Annotated in this window: 14 protein-coding genes; 10 read left to right on the top strand and 4 right to left on the bottom strand. The window is 46.4% G+C overall.

The window, feature by feature from the left end:
* The first annotated feature begins 9 nt into the window (after window positions 1-9).
* Window positions 10-1,629 carry a RagB/SusD family nutrient uptake outer membrane protein gene (locus R3O62_RS20410; RefSeq protein WP_022012046.1) on the top strand — a complete coding sequence of 540 codons (1,620 nt, stop codon included), beginning with the start codon at window positions 10-12 and terminating at the stop codon, window positions 1,627-1,629.
* 157 nt (window positions 1,630-1,786) lie between these two features.
* Here R3O62_RS20410 and R3O62_RS20405 read toward each other — a convergent pair whose 3' ends face one another.
* A complete protein-coding gene (locus R3O62_RS20405) occupies window positions 1,787-2,452 on the bottom strand; it encodes a phosphatase PAP2 family protein (protein WP_005821366.1) in 666 nt (221 codons plus the stop codon).
* Window positions 2,453-2,475: 23 nt separating this feature from the next.
* Window positions 2,476-4,314, bottom strand: coding sequence for an LTA synthase family protein (locus tag R3O62_RS20400; protein WP_005780866.1), 1,839 nt, complete (start codon window positions 4,312-4,314; stop codon window positions 2,476-2,478).
* Window positions 4,315-4,404: 90 nt separating this feature from the next.
* On the opposite strand from R3O62_RS20400, the gene cysK reads away from it, so the two are divergent.
* On the top strand, window positions 4,405-5,355 hold the full coding sequence (gene cysK, locus R3O62_RS20395; protein ID WP_005807854.1) for a cysteine synthase A: 951 nt from the start codon (window positions 4,405-4,407) through the stop codon (window positions 5,353-5,355).
* A gap of 132 nt (window positions 5,356-5,487) precedes the next feature.
* Window positions 5,488-6,357 (top strand): tetratricopeptide repeat protein, encoded by an 870-nt coding sequence (locus R3O62_RS20390; RefSeq protein WP_050550260.1) that lies wholly within the window; start codon window positions 5,488-5,490, stop codon window positions 6,355-6,357.
* Between the two features lie 394 nt (window positions 6,358-6,751).
* On the opposite strand, the gene recQ is transcribed toward R3O62_RS20390, so the two are convergent.
* Window positions 6,752-8,557 (bottom strand): DNA helicase RecQ, encoded by a 1,806-nt coding sequence (recQ, locus tag R3O62_RS20385; protein ID WP_234165065.1) that lies wholly within the window; start codon window positions 8,555-8,557, stop codon window positions 6,752-6,754.
* Between the two features lie 233 nt (window positions 8,558-8,790).
* On the opposite strand from recQ, the gene R3O62_RS20380 reads away from it, so the two are divergent.
* The 3 genes from R3O62_RS20380 (at window position 8,791) to R3O62_RS20370 (ending at window position 12,067) form a co-directional block, all read left to right on the top strand.
* Complete coding sequence (locus R3O62_RS20380; protein WP_005780854.1) at window positions 8,791-9,255, top strand: helix-turn-helix domain-containing protein; 465 nt, start codon at window positions 8,791-8,793, stop codon at window positions 9,253-9,255.
* 94 nt (window positions 9,256-9,349) lie between these two features.
* Complete coding sequence (locus tag R3O62_RS20375; RefSeq protein WP_005780852.1) at window positions 9,350-11,401, top strand: dipeptidyl-peptidase 3 family protein; 2,052 nt, start codon at window positions 9,350-9,352, stop codon at window positions 11,399-11,401.
* Between the two features lie 3 nt (window positions 11,402-11,404).
* Window positions 11,405-12,067: a DNA alkylation repair protein gene (locus R3O62_RS20370; protein WP_005780849.1), complete on the top strand. Its 663-nt coding sequence runs from the start codon at window positions 11,405-11,407 to the stop codon at window positions 12,065-12,067.
* A gap of 142 nt (window positions 12,068-12,209) precedes the next feature.
* Here the strand turns inward: R3O62_RS20370 and R3O62_RS20365 are convergent, their stop codons facing one another.
* Complete coding sequence (locus R3O62_RS20365; protein ID WP_005780847.1) at window positions 12,210-13,868, bottom strand: ArnT family glycosyltransferase; 1,659 nt, start codon at window positions 13,866-13,868, stop codon at window positions 12,210-12,212.
* 95 nt (window positions 13,869-13,963) lie between these two features.
* Here R3O62_RS20365 and R3O62_RS20360 point away from each other — a divergent pair, with 95 nt between their 5' ends.
* The 4 genes from R3O62_RS20360 to R3O62_RS20345 all read left to right on the top strand — a co-directional run bounded on the left by R3O62_RS20360 (window position 13,964) and on the right by R3O62_RS20345 (window position 17,965).
* The gene (locus R3O62_RS20360; RefSeq protein WP_005780845.1) at window positions 13,964-14,452 is read left to right on the top strand and encodes a Fur family transcriptional regulator; all 489 of its coding nucleotides are present in this window, start codon (window positions 13,964-13,966) and stop codon (window positions 14,450-14,452) included.
* The gene (locus R3O62_RS20355) at window positions 14,449-15,720 is read left to right on the top strand and encodes an adenylosuccinate synthase (RefSeq protein ID WP_032530707.1); all 1,272 of its coding nucleotides are present in this window, start codon (window positions 14,449-14,451) and stop codon (window positions 15,718-15,720) included. The genes R3O62_RS20360 and R3O62_RS20355 overlap by 4 nt, the downstream gene beginning before the upstream one ends.
* A 136-nt stretch (window positions 15,721-15,856) precedes the next feature.
* The gene (locus R3O62_RS20350; RefSeq protein WP_269110476.1) at window positions 15,857-17,161 is read left to right on the top strand and encodes an alpha-L-fucosidase; all 1,305 of its coding nucleotides are present in this window, start codon (window positions 15,857-15,859) and stop codon (window positions 17,159-17,161) included.
* Window positions 17,162-17,278: 117 nt separating this feature from the next.
* A complete protein-coding gene (locus R3O62_RS20345) occupies window positions 17,279-17,965 on the top strand; it encodes a zinc metallopeptidase (RefSeq protein WP_005780840.1) in 687 nt (228 codons plus the stop codon).
* Window positions 17,966-18,262 lie beyond the last annotated feature (297 nt).

Raw genomic sequence — 18,262 nt, 5'->3', positions numbered from 1 at the left:
GGACATGCAATGAAAAAGAATATTCATATATTGTTAGCTGCCACATTACTTTTCGGTGCCACCTCGTGTGAAGACTTTCTTCAGAAAGATCCTCCGTCAAGTCCTTCGCAAAGCGTATTCTGGCAGAAGAAGAGTGACTTTGAATCAGCTTTGGCCGGAACCTATTCGGTCATGTACTCCGGTGTATTCTCTCAGATTATGCCTTGTCTGGACGGATTGACCGATAATGCAATCGTGCAACACAGTGAAGGTACCTACGGTTGGGCCAAGACCATCGCCCAGGGAGACCTTACTCCCAATCAGGGCGGGTTCGTGACCGACATTTATGGTAATTGCTATAAAGGCATTGCCCGTGTACATATCCTGATGGAACAACTCGAACAGTATACCGGATCGGATATCAGTGCAGACGATAAGAAGTTTATGCTCGCACAGTGTAAAGCGTTGCGCGGTTACTTTTATTCATGGTTGTATCAGTGTTACAAAGAAGTGCCTGTTGTGACCCAGTCACTCGACTTGAACACAATGTACCAGCCTAAGGCCACCCGTGCCGAAGTGTTGAACCGTGTGATGACCGACTATGACGAGGCTATCAGCGAATTGCCCGATAAACTGTATTCCGACTCACAGACGTCCGGACGATTTACCGTTTCGGCTGTCAAGGCTCTGAAGGCGAGAATTCTGTTGTTCGATGCCTACGATAGCAATGGGAAGGCCATCCCTTCGAAGATGGAAGAGGTGCTGACTTTGTTACAGAGTATCAAAGGATATAGCCTGGCAGCACGTGTACGTGACAATTTTATCTCTGAGAAACAATTGGCATCACCGGAAATCATGTTCTCCGTCCGCTTCCTGCGTCCGAACCTGACTCACTCCATGGACTTGTATTATGGTGCCTGGGCTGTTCTCGATCCGACCCGCAATATGGTGGATGCATTTGAATGTACGGATGGAAAACCGTGGGGAGAGTCGCCTCTGACCGTACGTCCTGACGAAAGCATATTGTATGGTAACAATGATGCGCTGAAGAAAGCAGAACGTGCCAAGATGTTCATGAACAGGGACCGCCGTCTGTATGAGTCGGTCAATCACTCCATGATGGCTAACTTTGCCGGTGACGGATGGAAAGACGAGGAGGTACAGGTGAACGAATCGAACAATAAAGGACCTACCGGTTTCAGTGCCCTCAAATACATTCAGCCTACGGATGTGACACCCGGATACAGTACTGTTTCGGATGCAGATGTAATCGTGTTGCGCTATGCTCATGTATTGCTGATGATAGCCGAGGCGGAGAATGAAGCCCATGGACCCACTACGACAGCTCTGGATGCTATAAATAAAGTAAGGACACGCTCCGGTCAGCCGGCTATCGGGGCAGGTATTTCACAGGATGACCTTCGCGAACGTATCCGGAACGAATGGCGTATTGAGACTTGTTTTGAAGGTTTACGTTACTTCCAGTTGAAACGATGGAAGCTGATGGATAAACTGGTGAACGGAGCGGAAGATCCCGCCTATCCGGGATATATCAAGGTGTATAAACCTGCATTTGAATTCTTCCCCATTCCGCAGTCCGAAATAGACAAGGCAGGCGGTGTCCTGAAGCAAGATCCGGCCTATGAGTAAGGGTACGAAGAAGACATGACCGGTAGCCGGATTCACGGTTGGTAATAAAGATGATAAGCCGACGGAACGCATGCTTCATAAGGAAGAAGCGCGTTGCCGTCGGCTTTTTGTATTTTAAAAGAGGAGGTCTTTTCCAGAACTCCGAAAGTAAGAATGATTATGCCATGATGAAAGCGTAAATCAGAATTCCCAACGTGGTCAGCAAACCGGCATAGATCGTGATTTCCGTATGTTTCACTTTGCCGAAGGAAGTGCCTTTGGCTATTTTCTTCAACAGATAGCACATCAGTGCAGCTCCGCAGCATCCTATGACAGCTCCTACAATCAGGTCGCCCGGATAGTGTACTCCCAGATAGATGCGTGTATAGCAGTTCAGTGTGGCCCATAGGAGAATGAAAAGGCTCAGCCACCGTTTGCGGAACAGGAAAACCAGGAAAAAGGCAAGTCCGAAAGAGTTGGAGGCATGACAGGATGGAAACCCGTAGCGTCCGCCCCGGTAGTTGTTTACTACGTGAACGAGGTCGGAGATCGGATTCTCCGGGTTTGCCGGGCGCAAGCGCTCTACGACGGGACGTATCAGGCCGGCACAAACCTGATCGGCAAAAGTAATGGTCAGCGCGATGGCAGCCAGACAGCACAAAGTTATTTTCCAGTTGAAATTCTTTAGCAGTACATACAAGATGCTGGCATACATCGGCACCCAGATCCATTTCCCGGTGAAGGTACTCATGAAATAGTCGGCAAAGGTGTTATGAAAACCGTTGAGGTATAGCAGCAGGTTCTGGTCTACGTTGGCCAGTGACTGGATAAGGTCGTTAGTCATATCGTTGTTGGGTTATGGGGTGATTATCTTTTAGCGAGGTCGTCGTACAGCTTTTGCAAATATGCTTTAGCTTTGGGTAAATTCTCTCCTTTATGTTCTCCTTCGTCCGAAACGACAGAGTTCGATTCACAGTTGAATACGACTTCATTTTCCGGTGTCATCATTCCGAAAGCGTTCGGGAAAGTGAAGAATCCGAAGTGAGGAGAGGCCGGGTTAAGCATGTTTTTACTGAAAGCGAACTCTTCGTGCGGAAGTCCCAGTTGCCCCAGCAGTGTGGCGGCAATGTCGATCTGTGAACCGTAAGTATCGATATGTTTCGGTTCTTTCACCGCTCCTCCTATGAAAATCAACGGAATCCGGTAACGGTCTACGGTCAGGTTGTCTATATCCTGCGGATAGGCTCCCAGATGATCGGGTACAAGAATGATGACCGTATTCTTCCATAAAGGAGTCTCTTTGAACCGACGTACAAAGTCGCCGGCACAACTGTCCGCATAAGCAAAAGCATTCAGTCTCGGATTGTCCAGCCGTTGAAACGGAACTTCGAAAGGTTCGTGACTGCTCGAAGTCTGTACTATTTTCATAAAAGGTTCTTTGGGAGGATTCTGTTCCAGGTCGTTCAGCAGTCGGTTGAATACCACGTGGTCGTGTGCTCCCCATTTGCTGAGACGTTCGGAAAGAGGAAAATCCTTATCGGAAACAATGTTGTCGATTCCTGCCTGAATCAGGTAAGAACGCATATTGGTGAAGTCGGCATCTCCTCCGTAATAATATTGCAAGTCGTATCCTGCCTTTTTCAGGCTGCCGGGGATCGAAGGCAAGTGTTGCGTCTTCTTCGGGTACTTCATGATGCTGGTGGTCGGTTGTGCCGGATAACCACTGATGATGGCTGCCAGGCCGCGGTCGGTACGGAAGCTGTTGGCGAAGAAGTGGGTAAACAAAACCCCTTCACGTCCGAACTGATCCATGTTGATAGCTACGTTGGGTTCTCCTCCGAGGGTTTCCATCAGTTTGGACGAGAAGCTTTCGAGTATGATTAATACTACGTTCGGGCGTTCGGTAGTGAAAAGCTGAGGAACACTGTCGGACGGAGTAACCGGTTTATCCTTGAGTTCCGCGAAGAGTTTGTCGGCCTCCTCAGCCGTCATGAACCGGTATTGTTTGTCGAAATTATCCTGTCGCGACAACGACTCCATCAGGCTGAAACAAGGATTGATGGCCGCATGGTTCAGTCGCTGGTTGCTGCTGAAGTAAGCTTTGCTCAGATTCATGGTCGACACCGTGAAGCCTCCCCGTATCGGGATGAACAGGAGTCCGGTGACGAGCAGCAGAACTCCGGATACGCTTAATCGGTGGAAAGGTATTTTCAGAGGTTGCTTCTGATAAATCAGCACCCGATAGAATATCCAGTAAAGCAGGGCTGCATAAACGGCGATTGCGGCCAGTCCGGCTATTACGACCCAAATGCTGACACTGGCCAATGCGTCTTTGGGAGAAGAAAAGAGGTAAAAAAGCGGGGTGGCATCCAGACGGAATCCCCAGTATTCATATAACCCTAAGTCACCGATAAAGATACAGGATAGCAGGATGGCTATGATCATGAAGTATACCCGGCGTATCTGGCGGATAATGGAAGGTTGTATCCAGACCGAAGCGATCAGCAATAGTCCGGGAATAGCGGTCAGATAACCGGCAAGCGAAAGGTCCAACGGAAGCCCGTGCCCTATCACGGAGAAATAATCAGTCCATGACACCTTATTATATAAGGTATGGTAGTAACCCATGAAAATTGGTTTCTGGAGGACGAATATGAGGACAAAAAGAAAATAAGTCGTGACGAATTGGATAAGTCTTCTCTTCATAAACTCTATACTTAAAAAGATTGAACGGTCACAAAGGTACGATTCTTTTCTTTATCTTTGCGCATTAACTGTGGTAAAACAGAGAGCTATATGGCAAAAATCGCAAAGAAACTTACCGAACTGATAGGCCATACTCCGTTGATGGAGTTGTCCGGTTATAGTCGTAAATACGGCCTGCAAGAGAATATTATCGCTAAACTGGAGTCATTTAACCCTGCCGGAAGCGTAAAGGACCGGGTGGCACTTTCGATGATCGAGGATGCCGAGAAGAGAGGAGTTCTGAAGCCCGGTGCCACGATCATCGAGCCGACCAGCGGAAATACCGGTGTGGGACTTGCCATGGTGGCTACCATTAAAGGGTATCAGTTGATATTGACCATGCCCGAAACGATGAGTCTGGAACGTCGCAATCTGTTGAAAGCATTGGGAGCACAAATTGTATTAACTGACGGGTTGGCAGGAATGGCCGGTTCCATAGCCAAAGCTGAGGAACTGAAAGACTCGATCCCCGGTTCGGTCATTCTGCAACAGTTTGAGAATCCTTCGAATGCGGAGGTGCACACACGCTTCACCGGCGAAGAGATCTGGCAGGACACTGACGGCCAGGTGGCTGTGTTTGTAGCGGGAGTAGGAACGGGCGGAACCGTTTGCGGGGTGGCCCGTGCACTGAAAAAGCATAATCCGGATGTATATATAGTAGCTGTGGAACCGGCGTCGTCTCCCGTACTTGAAGGCGGGAAGGCCGCTCCCCACCGTATACAAGGGATTGGGGCGAATTTTGTTCCCGGTATTTACGATGCTTCGGTTGTAGACGAAATCATGCCTGTGCCTGACGATGAGGCGATCCGTGGTGGGCGTGAATTGGCTTCTACGGAAGGACTGTTGGCGGGGATCTCTTCCGGAGCCGTTGTTTATGCAGCCCGCAAGCTGGCCGAACGTCCGGAGTTTAAAGGAAAGAGGATCGTGGCTTTATTGCCCGACACCGGCGAGCGTTATCTCTCTACCGAGTTATTTGCGTTTGACGCTTATCCTCTGGATTAAAAAGCACACTCGTGCTTGTCTGACATTTTAATATATATGAACCGGAGATCGGCTTCTGACCGATCTGTGGAGAAAGAAACTGTATGTTCAGCGTATACTCCCCATTACCGGTTCGTTTTTAATAGATTATTTATGAATCGAAAAACTATCATTGTTCCCTTTCCTTTGGGAGAGGGGATAGGGAGGAAGTATCTTTTTCTCCTTCTTTTCTCCATCTTTTCCATATCCCTTTCCGCCCAGACCTATCAGGAACTTTCTGAGAAGGCCGTCGAGTGTGTTGGAAAAGACAGTCTGGCGCAAGCCGAAGATCTTTTGAAGCAGGCATTGAGACTGGAACCGAAGAACCCCCATAATGCTCTGTTGTTTTCTAATCTCGGCTTGGTGCAGCGCAAGCTGGGACGTTATAATGATGCTGTCGAGTCGTATACTTATGCACTCAACATTGCGCCGCTCGCCGTGCCCATTTTGCTGAACCGTGCCGCCATCTATCTGGAGCAGGGTATGCAGGACAAGGCTTATGTGGATTATTGCCAGGTGATGGATGTGGACAAGAAGAATACGGAAGCCTTGCTGATGCGGGCGTATATTTATATGTTGCGGCGGGATTATAAAGGGGCTCGTCTGGACTACCAGCGTTTGCTGGAAATTGATCCGAAGAATTATAACGGACGCCTCGGCTTGGCAACTTTGGAACAGAAAGAGGGCAAATTTCGTGAATCGCTCGATCTCCTGAACCAATTGTTGGTGGAATTTCCCGAAGATGCCGTTTTGTATGTGGCCCGTGCCGATGTAGAGCGGGATATGAAACATGAAGATCTGGCACTGGTGGATTTGGACGAAGCCATCCGCCTGGCGCCTAACTCCGTCGATGCCTATTTGCTGAGGGGGGATATCTATCTGGACCAGAAAAAGAAGTCGCAGGCGAAGGCAGATTTCGAGAAAGCTATTTCGCTGGGAGTGCCCCCTGCCGATGTTCACGAACAGATGCAACAATGCAAATAATTTCGGAAAATAATAGTCCGGAAGCTTGACTTTTGCTGTTGATTATCGTATCTTTGTAAGCGTAATCATAAACTATATTCAGATTAAAATACGGTAGAAGGGAGAAGTTGAAAGCTTTTCCCTTTTTTTATGCCTTTTCTGTTCATCGGCACGGGAAGCCGGGGTATATGGGGGGAAGCCCGGCTTTCGGATGATGAAAGCCCGGCTTTTCGACCCAAACAGACGGTTGCTCCGACTCGGACAGACACCGTCTTCCGACCCGGATGAAGCTTTGTTCCGGTGCATTACAATATGTGTTATGAAAATATCTCCTATTGTTATCGGCCGGTGGTCTGCCCGGTTAATAAAACGTAAAACTGCTCTTGACAAAATCCGGTTGCGGTTTCTCTTCCGGTCATACAAACTGGCGGATCAGCGCGACAAATTCTTTTCCGTATTTTTTCTTTTTGTATTCGCCAATCCCATTGATGTTGCCGAATGCTTCGACGGTTGTGGGACGCGACAGGCAGAGCAGGTGCAGCACTTTGTCCGATAACACGATGTATGCCGGGAGTGCTTCCTGGTCGGCCAGTTGCTTGCGCAACGCGCGCAAGGCCTCGAAGAGGTCTTCTTCCTTGCTTCTGCTTTCTCCGTCCCATGCCTGTGCATGGACGTTTACGGTCTTTCTTCTCTTTTTGGTGGTAGCAGGCTCTTCTCTCCGGATGACAACCAGCATTGCCCTCTCACGGCCAAAAAGGACGTCACTTCCGCTCTTTGTTATTTTCAGGTGATTGTTTTCGTTGTAGGCTATCTCAAAGTATCCCATTTGCAGCATTTGCAGCAAATAGTCCTGCCAGTCGCGCGCCGGGATTTCTCTTCCGGCTCCAAACGTTTTCAGCTCCGTATAAGCTTTTTCGGTGATTTCAGCAGTCGGGTTCCCTCTCAGGATATCTATCAGGAGAGTTATGCCTGTCTGTTGGTTGGTACGGGCTATGGCGCTTAAGGCTTTTTGAACGATGACAGTTCCGTCGAAGCGCTCGGGCGGATTACGGCATACATCGCAGTTGCCGCAATCTTCAGTAGCCGTTTCGCCGAAATAGCTCAATAAGATACGTCGCCGGCAGATGTCGGCTTCGGCATATTGTTGCATCCGGTTTAATTTTTCCAGATTGATATTCTGCTGGTTGCTTTCTGTTGCAAACTTTGTCAGCAAAATCAGGTCGCCCAATGAATAGAATAAAATCGTATCGCTGGGCATACCGTCACGCCCCGCACGGCCGATTTCCTGGTAAAAACTTTCGATGCTTTTCGGCAGGTTATAATGTATCACCCACCTGACATTCGACTTGTCAATGCCCATCCCAAAAGCGATGGTGGCACATACCACTTCGATCCGGTCGTTGATGAAGTCGTCTTGTGCTTCGTCCCGTTGGCGGGCAGACAGTCCGGCATGGTAAACGCCACAACGGATGCCATGCTTTTGCAACATCTGTGCCACTGTTTCAGTTTTACTGCGGCTCATGCAGTAAATGATTCCGCTTTCACCCCGGTGGCGGGCAATGAAGTCTACGATGGCTTTGCTCTTCTCCTTGGGTTGGTAGCCTCTTTTTACAGACAGGCTCAGGTTAGGGCGGTCGAATGATGAAATAAATATCTCCGGCTGCTTCAGTTGTAGTTGGCGGACAATGTCTTCCCTTGTGATTTTATCTGCCGTGGCAGTCAGGGCAATCATGGGGATGTTGGGGAATTGAGTACGTAAGAATCCCATCCGGGCATATTCCGGGCGGAAATCGTGTCCCCATTGCGAAATACAGTGGGCTTCGTCTACCGCAAACAGTGAGATGGTCATATCCCTCAGCAGATAGTCGGCTTCGGAGAGCAGTTTCTCCGGTGATATGTAGAGCAGCTTGAGCTTGCCTGAGATACAGGCCCTGCGTAAGTTGGCATTTTCGGATTCGTCGTTGCTGCTGTTCAGTGCACCTGCCGGTATTCCGTTGGCACAGAGAGATTCTACCTGATCCTTCATCAGTGAAATAAGAGGTGAAATAACAATTGCAGTGCCTTCCATCAGCAAGGCCGGAAGCTGGTAACAGATTGATTTGCCTCCCCCCGTGGGCATCAGAACCAGCGCGTCTCTCTTACTCATCAGGTTTCGGATGATCTCTTCCTGCAGGGGACGGAAGCTGTCATAACCGAAATAAGTTTTGAGGGTTTGTATCATTTGATATTTTTCATTCATCTTTCGGGCAAAGGTACGCTTTATTTCCGGGTTATTAAAAGTTAAATATTCTTATTAACGCCCCTTTTTACCCACTTTTCGACGATTTTGATTGTTTTTATATCAAAAATATATACGAAAAAGTTGTGTATATCAAAATAATGTATGAAATTTGTGACATCTAAAGTTACAAATTAATAGTGATATTTAAAAACAAACCCTAACCAGTTAATTCAATGAGTGATTTAGAAAACAAAACCCAGGAAGAAACTCCTAAAAAACGCCCTTACAATTTAAGGGAGAAGAAAGAAAAGAAAGCTGCTTACCGGTCTTTAATCAGACCAGAGTTGGCAGATGAGTTGTATGACAAGATTCTGAACATCATTGTTGTACAGAAGAAGTACAGAGACCCTGACTATTCGGCTAAAGATTTGGCGAAGGAACTGAAAACCAATACCCGTTATCTTTCGGCTGTAGTTAATTCTCGCTTTGGTATGAACTATTCTTGCCTGCTGAACGAGTACAGAGTAAAAGATGCTTTGCACTTGTTGACGGATAAAAGATATGCCGACAAGAATGTAGAGGAAATCAGTGCGATGGTTGGTTTCGCTAACCGTCAGTCTTTTTACGCTGCATTTTATAAAAACGTAGGTGAAACACCCAACGGATATCGTAAAAAACACGCAGAAAAAAAGAAATAATTGCATTTCTTGAAACGGAATAAAAAGGAATTATCTCAGGGTACGGCTTTGAGGTATTTCCTTTTTATGTTTTATAACCTCAACGTCTAAAGGTATGAAGAAACATTTTATTTCAATGGCTGCGGCCGCAATCTTACTGACTGCTTGCGGCAGAGCCGAAAAAACAAACCCTGCTGCGGCAGATAATTTTAAATATACAGTGGAACAATTTGCAGATTTACAGATATTACGCTATCGCGTACCCGGATTTGAGAATTTAACTCTCAAACAGAAAGAGTTGGTTTATTATCTGACTCAGGCTGCGTTGGAAGGAAGAGATATTCTGTTTGATCAGAACGGAAAGTACAATCTTACCATCCGTCGGGCGCTTGAGACGATCTATACGGATTATGCCGGTGACAGAAACAGCCCGGACTTCGTGAATCTGACCACCTATCTGAAACGCGTATGGTTCTCAAACGGTATTCACCACCATTATGGTTCGGAGAAATTTGTTCCGGGCTTTACGCCGGAGTTTCTGAAACAAGCATTGCTCAGTGTAGATGCTTCCGGGCTGCCGTTGGCTCAAGGACAGACGGTAGAACAACTGTTTGAGGAGCTGTCACCCGTTATTTTTGATCCGAAGGTGATGCCTAAGCGAGTGAATCAGGCGGACGGCGAAGACTTGGTGCTGACTTCGGCCAGCAATTACTATGACGGGGTCACCCAGCAGGAAGCTGAGGATTTCTATAATGCGATGAAGGACCCCAAAGATGAAACCCCTGTCTCTTACGGACTGAACAGCCGTCTGGTTAAAGAGAACGGAAAGATCGTCGAGAAGGTATGGAAAGTAGGAGGGCTTTATACACAGGCCATCGAAAAGATTGTGTATTGGCTGAAGAAAGCTGAAGGGGTGGCAGAAGACGAAGCTCAGAAGGCTGCCATCGGCAAGCTGATTGAATACTACGAGACCGGTGACCTGAAGACGTTTGACGAATATGCCATCCTTTGGGTGAAAGATCTGAATTCACGCATTGACTTTACAAACGGATTTACTGAAACATACGGTGATCCGCTCGGGATGAAGGCCAGCTGGGAGTCCATCGTGAACTTTAAAGACCTGGAGGCTACGCGCCGTACTGAACTGATAAGCGGCAATGCCCAATGGTTCGAAGATCATTCCCCAGTGGACAAGCAATTTAAGAAAGAAAAGGTGAAAGGGGTGACTGCCAAAGTGATTACTGCTGCCATTCTTGGCGGAGACTTATATCCGGCGACGGCTATCGGAATCAACTTGCCTAACTCTAACTGGATTCGCAGCCATCATGGCTCCAAGTCGGTCACTATCGGGAATATCACCGACGCTTATAACAAAGCGGCTCATGGAAACGGATTCAACGAAGAGTTTGTGTACAGTGATACAGAAAAGCAACTGATCGATAAATATGGTGATCTGACAGGAGAATTGCATACCGACTTGCACGAATGCCTGGGTCACGGTTCCGGAAAATTACTTCCGGGAGTTGATCCGGATGCCTTGAAAGCCTATGGATCTACAATAGAGGAGGCACGTGCCGATCTGTTCGGACTTTACTACGTAGCCGATCCTAAATTGCTGGAATTGGGCTTGGTGCCGGCTGAAGAGGCTTACAAGGCCGAATACTATACCTATCTGATGAATGGCCTGATGACCCAGTTGGTGCGTATCGAGCCGGGCAACAGTGTTGAAGAGGCTCACATGCGCAACCGCCAGCTCATTGCCCGTTGGGTGTTTGAGAAGGGTAAGGCTGATAAGGTGGTGGAGATGGTGCAGAAAGACGGTAAGACTTACGTCGTGGTGAACGACTATCAGAAACTTCGCCATCTCTTTGGCGAATTGCTGGCCGAGATACAGCGCATCAAGTCGACCGGAGACTTTGCAGCAGCCCGTTCGCTGGTAGAAACCTATGCCGTAAAAGTAGACCCCGAACTTCACTCCGAAGTATTGGCCCGCTATAAGAAACTGAACCTGGCGCCTTATAAAGGATTCGTGAATCCAAGATACGATGCGGTAACCGACGAGAAAGGAAATATAATTGATGTAAAAGTAACCTATGATGAAGGCTATGCCGAGCAGATGCTGCGTTATAGCAGGGACTATTCGCCACTGCCTTCTGTAAACGATTAACCCATGGATGTAAAAGAACAATTGAAAGATATTAAAACACAGCTCCGTCTCTCTATGAACGGAGTTGTGTCACAAAGCATGCGTGAGAAGGGGCTGGACTATAAACTGAACTTTGGTGTTGAGTTGCCCCGTATCAAGAGCATCGCCGCTGCTTATGAGAAGAACCATGACTTGGCACAAGCCTTGTGGAAAGAGAATATCCGCGAGTGTAAGATTCTGGCAGGTTTATTGCAGCCGATAGATACCTTCTTTCCCGAGATAGCTGATATCTGGGTAGAGGATATCCGCAATATTGAGATAGCAGAACTTACGTGTATGAATCTGTTTCAAAACCTGCCTTATGCCCCGGCGAAAACTTTCCAGTGGATTGCGGATGAGGCGGAATATACACAAGTTTGTGGCTTCCTTACCATAGCCCGTCTGTTGATGAAAAAGGGAGATATGGCCGAACGCCCTGCGGGTGAATTGCTCGATCAGGCGATTTGTGCCGTACAATCGGGAAGTTATCATGTCCGTAATGCGGCAATGCTTGCTATCCGTAAGTATATGCAGCATAGTGAAGAACATGCTTTCCAGGTATGTCGCCTGGTAGAAGGCATGGCCAACTCTGATAAAGAAGCGGAACAGATGCTGTATACGATGGTGAGAGAGGAAATTAGCGATTAACGATAAGGTTGTGTCGAAACTTCACCACAGATTACGCAGGTTTTCACGGATTATCAACATCGATAATCAATGACTTAAAACTCACTCAGTGTCACTCTGTGCCCTCTGCGGTGAAGTCTCGACACCTTTTCATCGTCCGTCTTTATCGTTCGTCGACTATTGTCACATTGCTGATAAATACGCTATCATATCTTTTGTGCCCTTTTGCCCAGCGATTGTTGTCATAACAATCGATAAAGCGAAGACTTAAATTCTTTCGGATGGAATCCGGAATCAGTTGTTCCGCCGGTTTCTGTGAGATCAGAACAAACGGCAGGGCTTTTGTAATCTCTTCTTTATTGGTTAAATCCATGTCTCCGATCTTCTTATGTGCTTCGTATACCAACTCGATGCGTAGCACTTCGTCTTTGCTGTGATAGAATGGCAGAGCTTTTAGCTCCGGGTTTTCTTGGGTAGCGCTGATGCTTTTGGGATCTGAGTTACTCACAAAACTTCCGATATAAGGCATTACAAACAACTCGGCAACAGCAAATAGCGCTACGACTCCCATCAGGAAAGAGAAAGGCCGGAGCTTGAGCGCAGAGCTGAATAGCCAAACTGCTACTGCCAGGAATAATACAGCCAACCATATGAACATCCCTGTACCTATCCGTCCTTCCCGGTACATGAAGAGGTAGAGAGCAACGGGAAGGGCCAATGTAGCCACTACAATCAAATAAGCATTTATCCGGTAAATCACTCTGTCTTTCAGGTGCGGCATTTTCTGTTTAGCCTGTTGAATCCAATATACAAATAGGTATCCCATAGTCAGTGCGGCCGGTAATAAGATAGGAAGCAGATAGCGTGTCTTCTTTTCCGGGAGCAACGACAGGAAGAAAAGGATCAGTAACATCCAGCTCAGGCAGAACATGTACTCTTTGGATGCTTCGACCCGCTTTTTCCAGAAGGGCACTATCAGTGCTGTCAGTGTCAGCAGCGACCATACTCCTGTTTCCAGGAAAAACTGCCAGTAATAATACCAGGAACGTACGTTGTGGTTACTCCAGGAAGAAGACTCTTTGTGGAATACATAGGATGCCATCTCCTGGTGGCAGATGTATGTGTAGGCATACCACCACGTGCTGAGCACGATGCAAATAAAGATCATGGTGAAGAGTGCGGCCCATTTTCCTTTCATTCTTGTTTCCCTGCGATAGAATAAGAGGTAGGCACAAATGAACGGGAGAAGCAGGGCATAGAAAGATACGGGCCCTTTGCCAAGGAAAGATAATCCCATAAAAACGCCTGCGGCAATGAAAAGAGGCCACTTGCAGGCAGTTTGCCGCAAAGCAAGATAAAGATAATAAATAGCTCCCATCATGAATGCGTGGCAATAAATGTCCCAGGTAGCTGTACGTCCCATCAGAATGATATTATAAGAGGTGCACAAGATCAGGGAAGATACCAGGGCATAGGTTCGGTTACCGGTCAGTTTCGTAGCAAACTTATAGAAAAAGAGTACTAACATGACGGCCGCAAGTCCGGCCATGGCTCGTTGCAAGGGAAGATTATCCGGCGAAATCACTTCTACCACGGCAGCAATCCATGTGGGAAGTGGAGGCTTCTCCAGTCGCAGCTCTCCGTTCATGGTAGGCACCAGCCAGTTATGGTCGTATACCATTTCGCGTGCAGTGACAATGTTTCTTGATTCCATGATGTCTGCAAAGATTGCGCCATTGTTTATAAAGAAAGAACAGCAGAACACAAGAAGTAATAGAGGCAAGTGCCAGCGATAATTTTGCGTGAAGGGGACTCTTGTCATAAAACATTTTTTTAGTGATTGGGTGCAAATTTACAGATATATTTTTGCTTTCCGCAAAAAACAATTAACTTTGTTGGCGCTAAAATAGCGCCGATATGGAAACTCAAAATGTGAAAGATACGGTACGGCAGATATTCACCGAATATCTAAATGCGAATGGACATCGCAAGACTCCTGAACGTTATGCGATACTGGATACCATATACTCCATTGACGGGCATTTCGATATCGATATGCTTTATTCGCAGATGATGAACCAGGAAAATTTCCGGGTGAGTAGGGCTACACTGTATAATACCATCATCTTACTTATCAATGCACGTCTGGTGATAAAACACCAGTTCGGCACTTCCTCCCAATACGAAAAATCATATAATCGCGAAACACACCATCACCAGATATGTACGCAGTGCGGTAGGGTCACAGAGTTTCAGAATGAAGCTTTACAGAACGCGATTGAAAATACCAAACTAAGTAAGTTTCAACTTTCGCATTATTCCTTATATATATACGGTATATGTAGCAAATGTGACAGGGCCAACAAGAGAAAAAGAGTAAATAATAACAATAAAAAAGAAAAATGAAAGTAGATGTTCTATTAGGATTGCAATGGGGCGACGAAGGTAAAGGAAAAGTAGTCGACGTCTTAACTCCGAGATATGATGTAGTTGCACGTTTCCAGGGTGGACCGAATGCCGGTCATACACTTGAGTTCGAAGGACAGAAGTACGTGCTTCGCTCTATCCCTTCGGGTATTTTCCAGGGAGATAAAGTAAATATCATCGGTAACGGTGTAGTGCTCGATCCGGCTTTGTTCAAAGCGGAAGCAGAAGCGCTGGAAGCATCGGGACACAACTTGAAGGAGAGACTGCACATTTCGAAGAAAGCGCACCTCATTTTGCCTACGCACCGTATACTGGATGCTGCCTATGAAGCTGCCAAAGGTGATGCTAAGGTAGGAACTACCGGAAAAGGTATCGGTCCGACTTATACGGATAAAGTAAGCCGTAACGGTGTCCGTGTGGGGGATATCCTGCATAACTTCGAACAAAAATATGCTGCAGCAAAGGTTCGCCACGAACAAATCCTGAAAGGTCTGAATTATGAATACGACCTGACTGAACTTGAAAAAGCCTGGTTTGAAGGTATCGAATACCTGAAACAGTTCCAGTTGGTAGACAGCGAACATGAAATAAACGGTTTGCTCGATGCCGGAAAATCCGTGCTTTGTGAAGGTGCTCAGGGAACTATGCTGGATATTGACTTTGGTTCGTATCCGTTCGTGACTTCTTCGAATACCGTATGTGCAGGTGCATGCACCGGTTTGGGCGTTGCTCCGAATAAGATCGGCGATGTATATGGTATTTTTAAAGCTTATTGTACACGTGTAGGTTCGGGTCCGTTCCCCACAGAGTTGTTCGATAAAACTGGCGATCAGATCTGTACGCTTGGTCACGAATTTGGCTCGGTGACGGGACGTAAACGTCGTTGCGGATGGGTGGATCTTGTTGCACTGAAATATTCAATCATGATCAATGGTGTCACCAAACTGATTATGATGAAGAGTGATGTACTCGATACTTTCGAGACGATCAAAGCTTGCGTGGCCTATAAGATGAATGGTGAAGAGATCGATTACTTCCCTTATGACATTACCGACGAAGTGGAACCAATCTACGTGGAACTTCCGGGATGGCAGACAGACATGACAAAGATGCAGAGCGAAGATGAATTTCCTGAAGAGTTCAATGCTTATCTCTCCTTCCTTGAAGAACAGTTGGGCGTACAAATCAAAATTGTTTCTGTAGGTCCCGACCGCGAGCAGACTATTGAAAGATATACTGAAGAATAAGAAGCCTCATCTGTATCCTTCTTTTTAAAAAGGAGGAAGAAGTAGACTTTTATAGAAGAATTAATTCAAAACGAGGCCTTTCTTCTTCCCTCTCTAAAGTAGAGAGGGGCGAGGTGAGGCCTTTATTATAATACTTATGAAGAAGCATTTTATTACTTTTCTCTTGTTATTGGGAATGACTGCTTCCCTGACAGCGCAACAAAATTACCAACCGACAGAGGCTAACCTGAAAGCCCGGAGTGAATTTCAGGACAATAAGTTCGGAATCTTCCTTCACTGGGGACTCTATGCCATGCTTGCTACCGGCGAGTGGACGATGACGAACCATAATCTGAATTATAAAGAGTATGCCAAACTGGCCGGAGGATTCTATCCCTCTAAATTTGATGCAGATAAATGGGTGGCGGCTATCAAAGCCTCCGGTGCCAAGTATATCTGTTTCACTACCCGTCACCATGAAGGTTTCTCGATGTTCGATACCAAGTATTCCGATTATAATATTGTAAAAGCCACTCCTTTTAAACGTGATGTGGTAAAGGAACTGGCTGATGCATGTGCCAAACATGGCATCAAACTGCATTTCTACTATTCACATATAGACTGGTATCGTGAAGACGCTCCTCAGGGAAGAACCGGACGCGGAACCGGACGTCCCGATCCGAAAGGGGACTGGAAGAGCTATTATCAGTTTATGAATAATCAGTTGACAGAGTTGTTGACCAATTATGGTCCGATCGGAGCCATTTGGTTCGATGGTTGGTGGGATCAGGATATCAATCCCGATTTCGACTGGGAACTTCCGGAACAATACGCATTGATCCATCGTTTGCAGCCGTCTTGTCTGGTTGGTAATAATCATCATCAGGTACCTTTTGCAGGGGAGGATATTCAGATATTCGAACGTGACCTTCCGGGAGAGAATACCGCAGGACTTTCCGGACAGAGTGTCAGCCATCTGCCTCTTGAAACATGTGAGACGATGAATGGCATGTGGGGATATAAGATTACAGACCAGAACTATAAATCAGCTAAAACTTTGATTCATTATCTGGTGAAGGCTGCCGGTAAGGACGCCAATCTGTTGATGAATATAGGCCCGCAGCCCGATGGAGAACTTCCGGAAGTGGCTGTTCAGCGTTTGAAAGAGGTGGGAGACTGGATGTCAAAGTATGGTGAAACCATTTATGGAACGAGAGGTGGTCTGGTAGCTCCTCACGATTGGGGAGTAACGACTCAGAAAGGCAATAAACTCTATGTGCATATTCTTAATTTGCAGGACAAGGCTTTATTCTTGCCTATCGTTGATAAGAAAGTGAAAAAGGCAGTGGTCTTTGCTGACAAAACGCCGGTACGCTTCACAAAGAATAAAGAAGGAATTGTACTGGAACTCGCTAAAGTTCCGACGGATGTAGATTACGTGGTGGAACTTACAATTGACTAATTTTTAGCTAATTCTTCATAAAAGCGATGTGTGGGAAATCTCCTCTCCGTCGCTTTTGTTTATTTTTGGCAAGCTATTTGTATATTAGCTATCATAACAATTTAATTAAGAAAGAATATGGTAATAGGAATTCAATGGATTATTTTTATTGGCATCGCTCTCGTTAGCTGGCTGGTGCAGATGAACCTGCAAAACAAGTTCAAGAAATACTCCAAGATACCCACAGGAAACGGCATGACAGGACGCGACGTAGCTATTAAAATGTTGCATGACAATGGTATTTACGATGTTCAGGTGACTCACACTCCCGGACAGTTGACCGATCATTATAATCCTGCCAATAAGACAGTGAACCTGAGTGAAGGAGTTTATGAAAGTAATAGCATCATGGCTGCTGCCGTGGCTGCTCACGAATGCGGACACGCTGTTCAGCATGCACGGGCTTATGCGCCGTTGACGCTCCGCAGTAAGCTGGTGCCGGTGGTTTCTTTCGCTTCACAGTGGATGACGTGGTTATTGCTTGCCGGCATTTTGTTACTGAATTCGTTCCCGCAGTTATTGCTTGCCGGTATTATCCTGTTTGCTTTGACCACCTTATTCAGCTTTATCACACTTCCGGTAGAGATTGACGCGAGCAAACGTGCATTGGTATGGCTCAGTGCATCGGGAATTACTAACTCGTATAATCATGCCAAAGCGGAAGACGCTCTCCGTTCGGCTGCATACACTTATGTTGTTGCTGCGTTGGGCTCGTTGGCTACGCTGATTTATTACATTATGATATTTATGGGACGCCGGGATTAATCTCTCCTTCCCATACGGAATAAAAAGAAAGGCTCGGTAGAGGAATCTATCGAGCTTTTTGTGTATGGGAAAGTATTTTTTATGTTTTAAGTGCTGATGGTGCTTTTTTTATATATCTTTGAAGAAATAAGAATAATGTTTAAGAAAAAAAGTATTAATATCAATCAATATGGTCCTTATCTTATAACCCTGAGAGGACAAAACGTTTTTGCATATCGCGTGGTAACAGAAACATCTTGTTTTGGACTTGGAGTGATAAACTGTACATCAGGTATAACCGAAAGTTGGGTTCCGGTA

This window comes from Bacteroides hominis (genome assembly GCF_033042785.2).
GTDB lineage: Bacteria > Bacteroidota > Bacteroidia > Bacteroidales > Bacteroidaceae > Bacteroides > Bacteroides hominis.
Note: the sequence above shows the minus strand (reverse complement) of the source record. Positions and strands in the feature narration are given on the sequence as shown.

What these genes read in the sequence shown, in the direction of transcription:
- R3O62_RS20380 (WP_005780854.1), top strand. Translation starts at nt 8,791, where the DNA reads ATGAGTGATTTAGAAAACAAAACCCAGGAAGAAACTCCTAAAAAACGC.
- R3O62_RS20345 (WP_005780840.1), top strand. Translation starts at nt 17,279, where the DNA reads ATGGTAATAGGAATTCAATGGATTATTTTTATTGGCATCGCTCTCGTT.
- R3O62_RS20400 (WP_005780866.1), bottom strand. Translation starts at nt 4,314, where the DNA reads ATGAAGAGAAGACTTATCCAATTCGTCACGACTTATTTTCTTTTTGTC.
- R3O62_RS20410 (WP_022012046.1), top strand. Translation starts at nt 10, where the DNA reads ATGAAAAAGAATATTCATATATTGTTAGCTGCCACATTACTTTTCGGT.
- R3O62_RS20365 (WP_005780847.1), bottom strand. Translation starts at nt 13,868, where the DNA reads ATGACAAGAGTCCCCTTCACGCAAAATTATCGCTGGCACTTGCCTCTA.
- cysK (WP_005807854.1), top strand. Translation starts at nt 4,405, where the DNA reads ATGGCAAAAATCGCAAAGAAACTTACCGAACTGATAGGCCATACTCCG.
- R3O62_RS20355 (WP_032530707.1), top strand. Translation starts at nt 14,449, where the DNA reads ATGAAAGTAGATGTTCTATTAGGATTGCAATGGGGCGACGAAGGTAAA.
- R3O62_RS20350 (WP_269110476.1), top strand. Translation starts at nt 15,857, where the DNA reads ATGAAGAAGCATTTTATTACTTTTCTCTTGTTATTGGGAATGACTGCT.
- recQ (WP_234165065.1), bottom strand. Translation starts at nt 8,557, where the DNA reads ATGATACAAACCCTCAAAACTTATTTCGGTTATGACAGCTTCCGTCCC.
- R3O62_RS20360 (WP_005780845.1), top strand. Translation starts at nt 13,964, where the DNA reads ATGGAAACTCAAAATGTGAAAGATACGGTACGGCAGATATTCACCGAA.
- R3O62_RS20370 (WP_005780849.1), top strand. Translation starts at nt 11,405, where the DNA reads ATGGATGTAAAAGAACAATTGAAAGATATTAAAACACAGCTCCGTCTC.
- R3O62_RS20405 (WP_005821366.1), bottom strand. Translation starts at nt 2,452, where the DNA reads ATGACTAACGACCTTATCCAGTCACTGGCCAACGTAGACCAGAACCTG.
- R3O62_RS20375 (WP_005780852.1), top strand. Translation starts at nt 9,350, where the DNA reads ATGAAGAAACATTTTATTTCAATGGCTGCGGCCGCAATCTTACTGACT.
- R3O62_RS20390 (WP_050550260.1), top strand. Translation starts at nt 5,488, where the DNA reads ATGAATCGAAAAACTATCATTGTTCCCTTTCCTTTGGGAGAGGGGATA.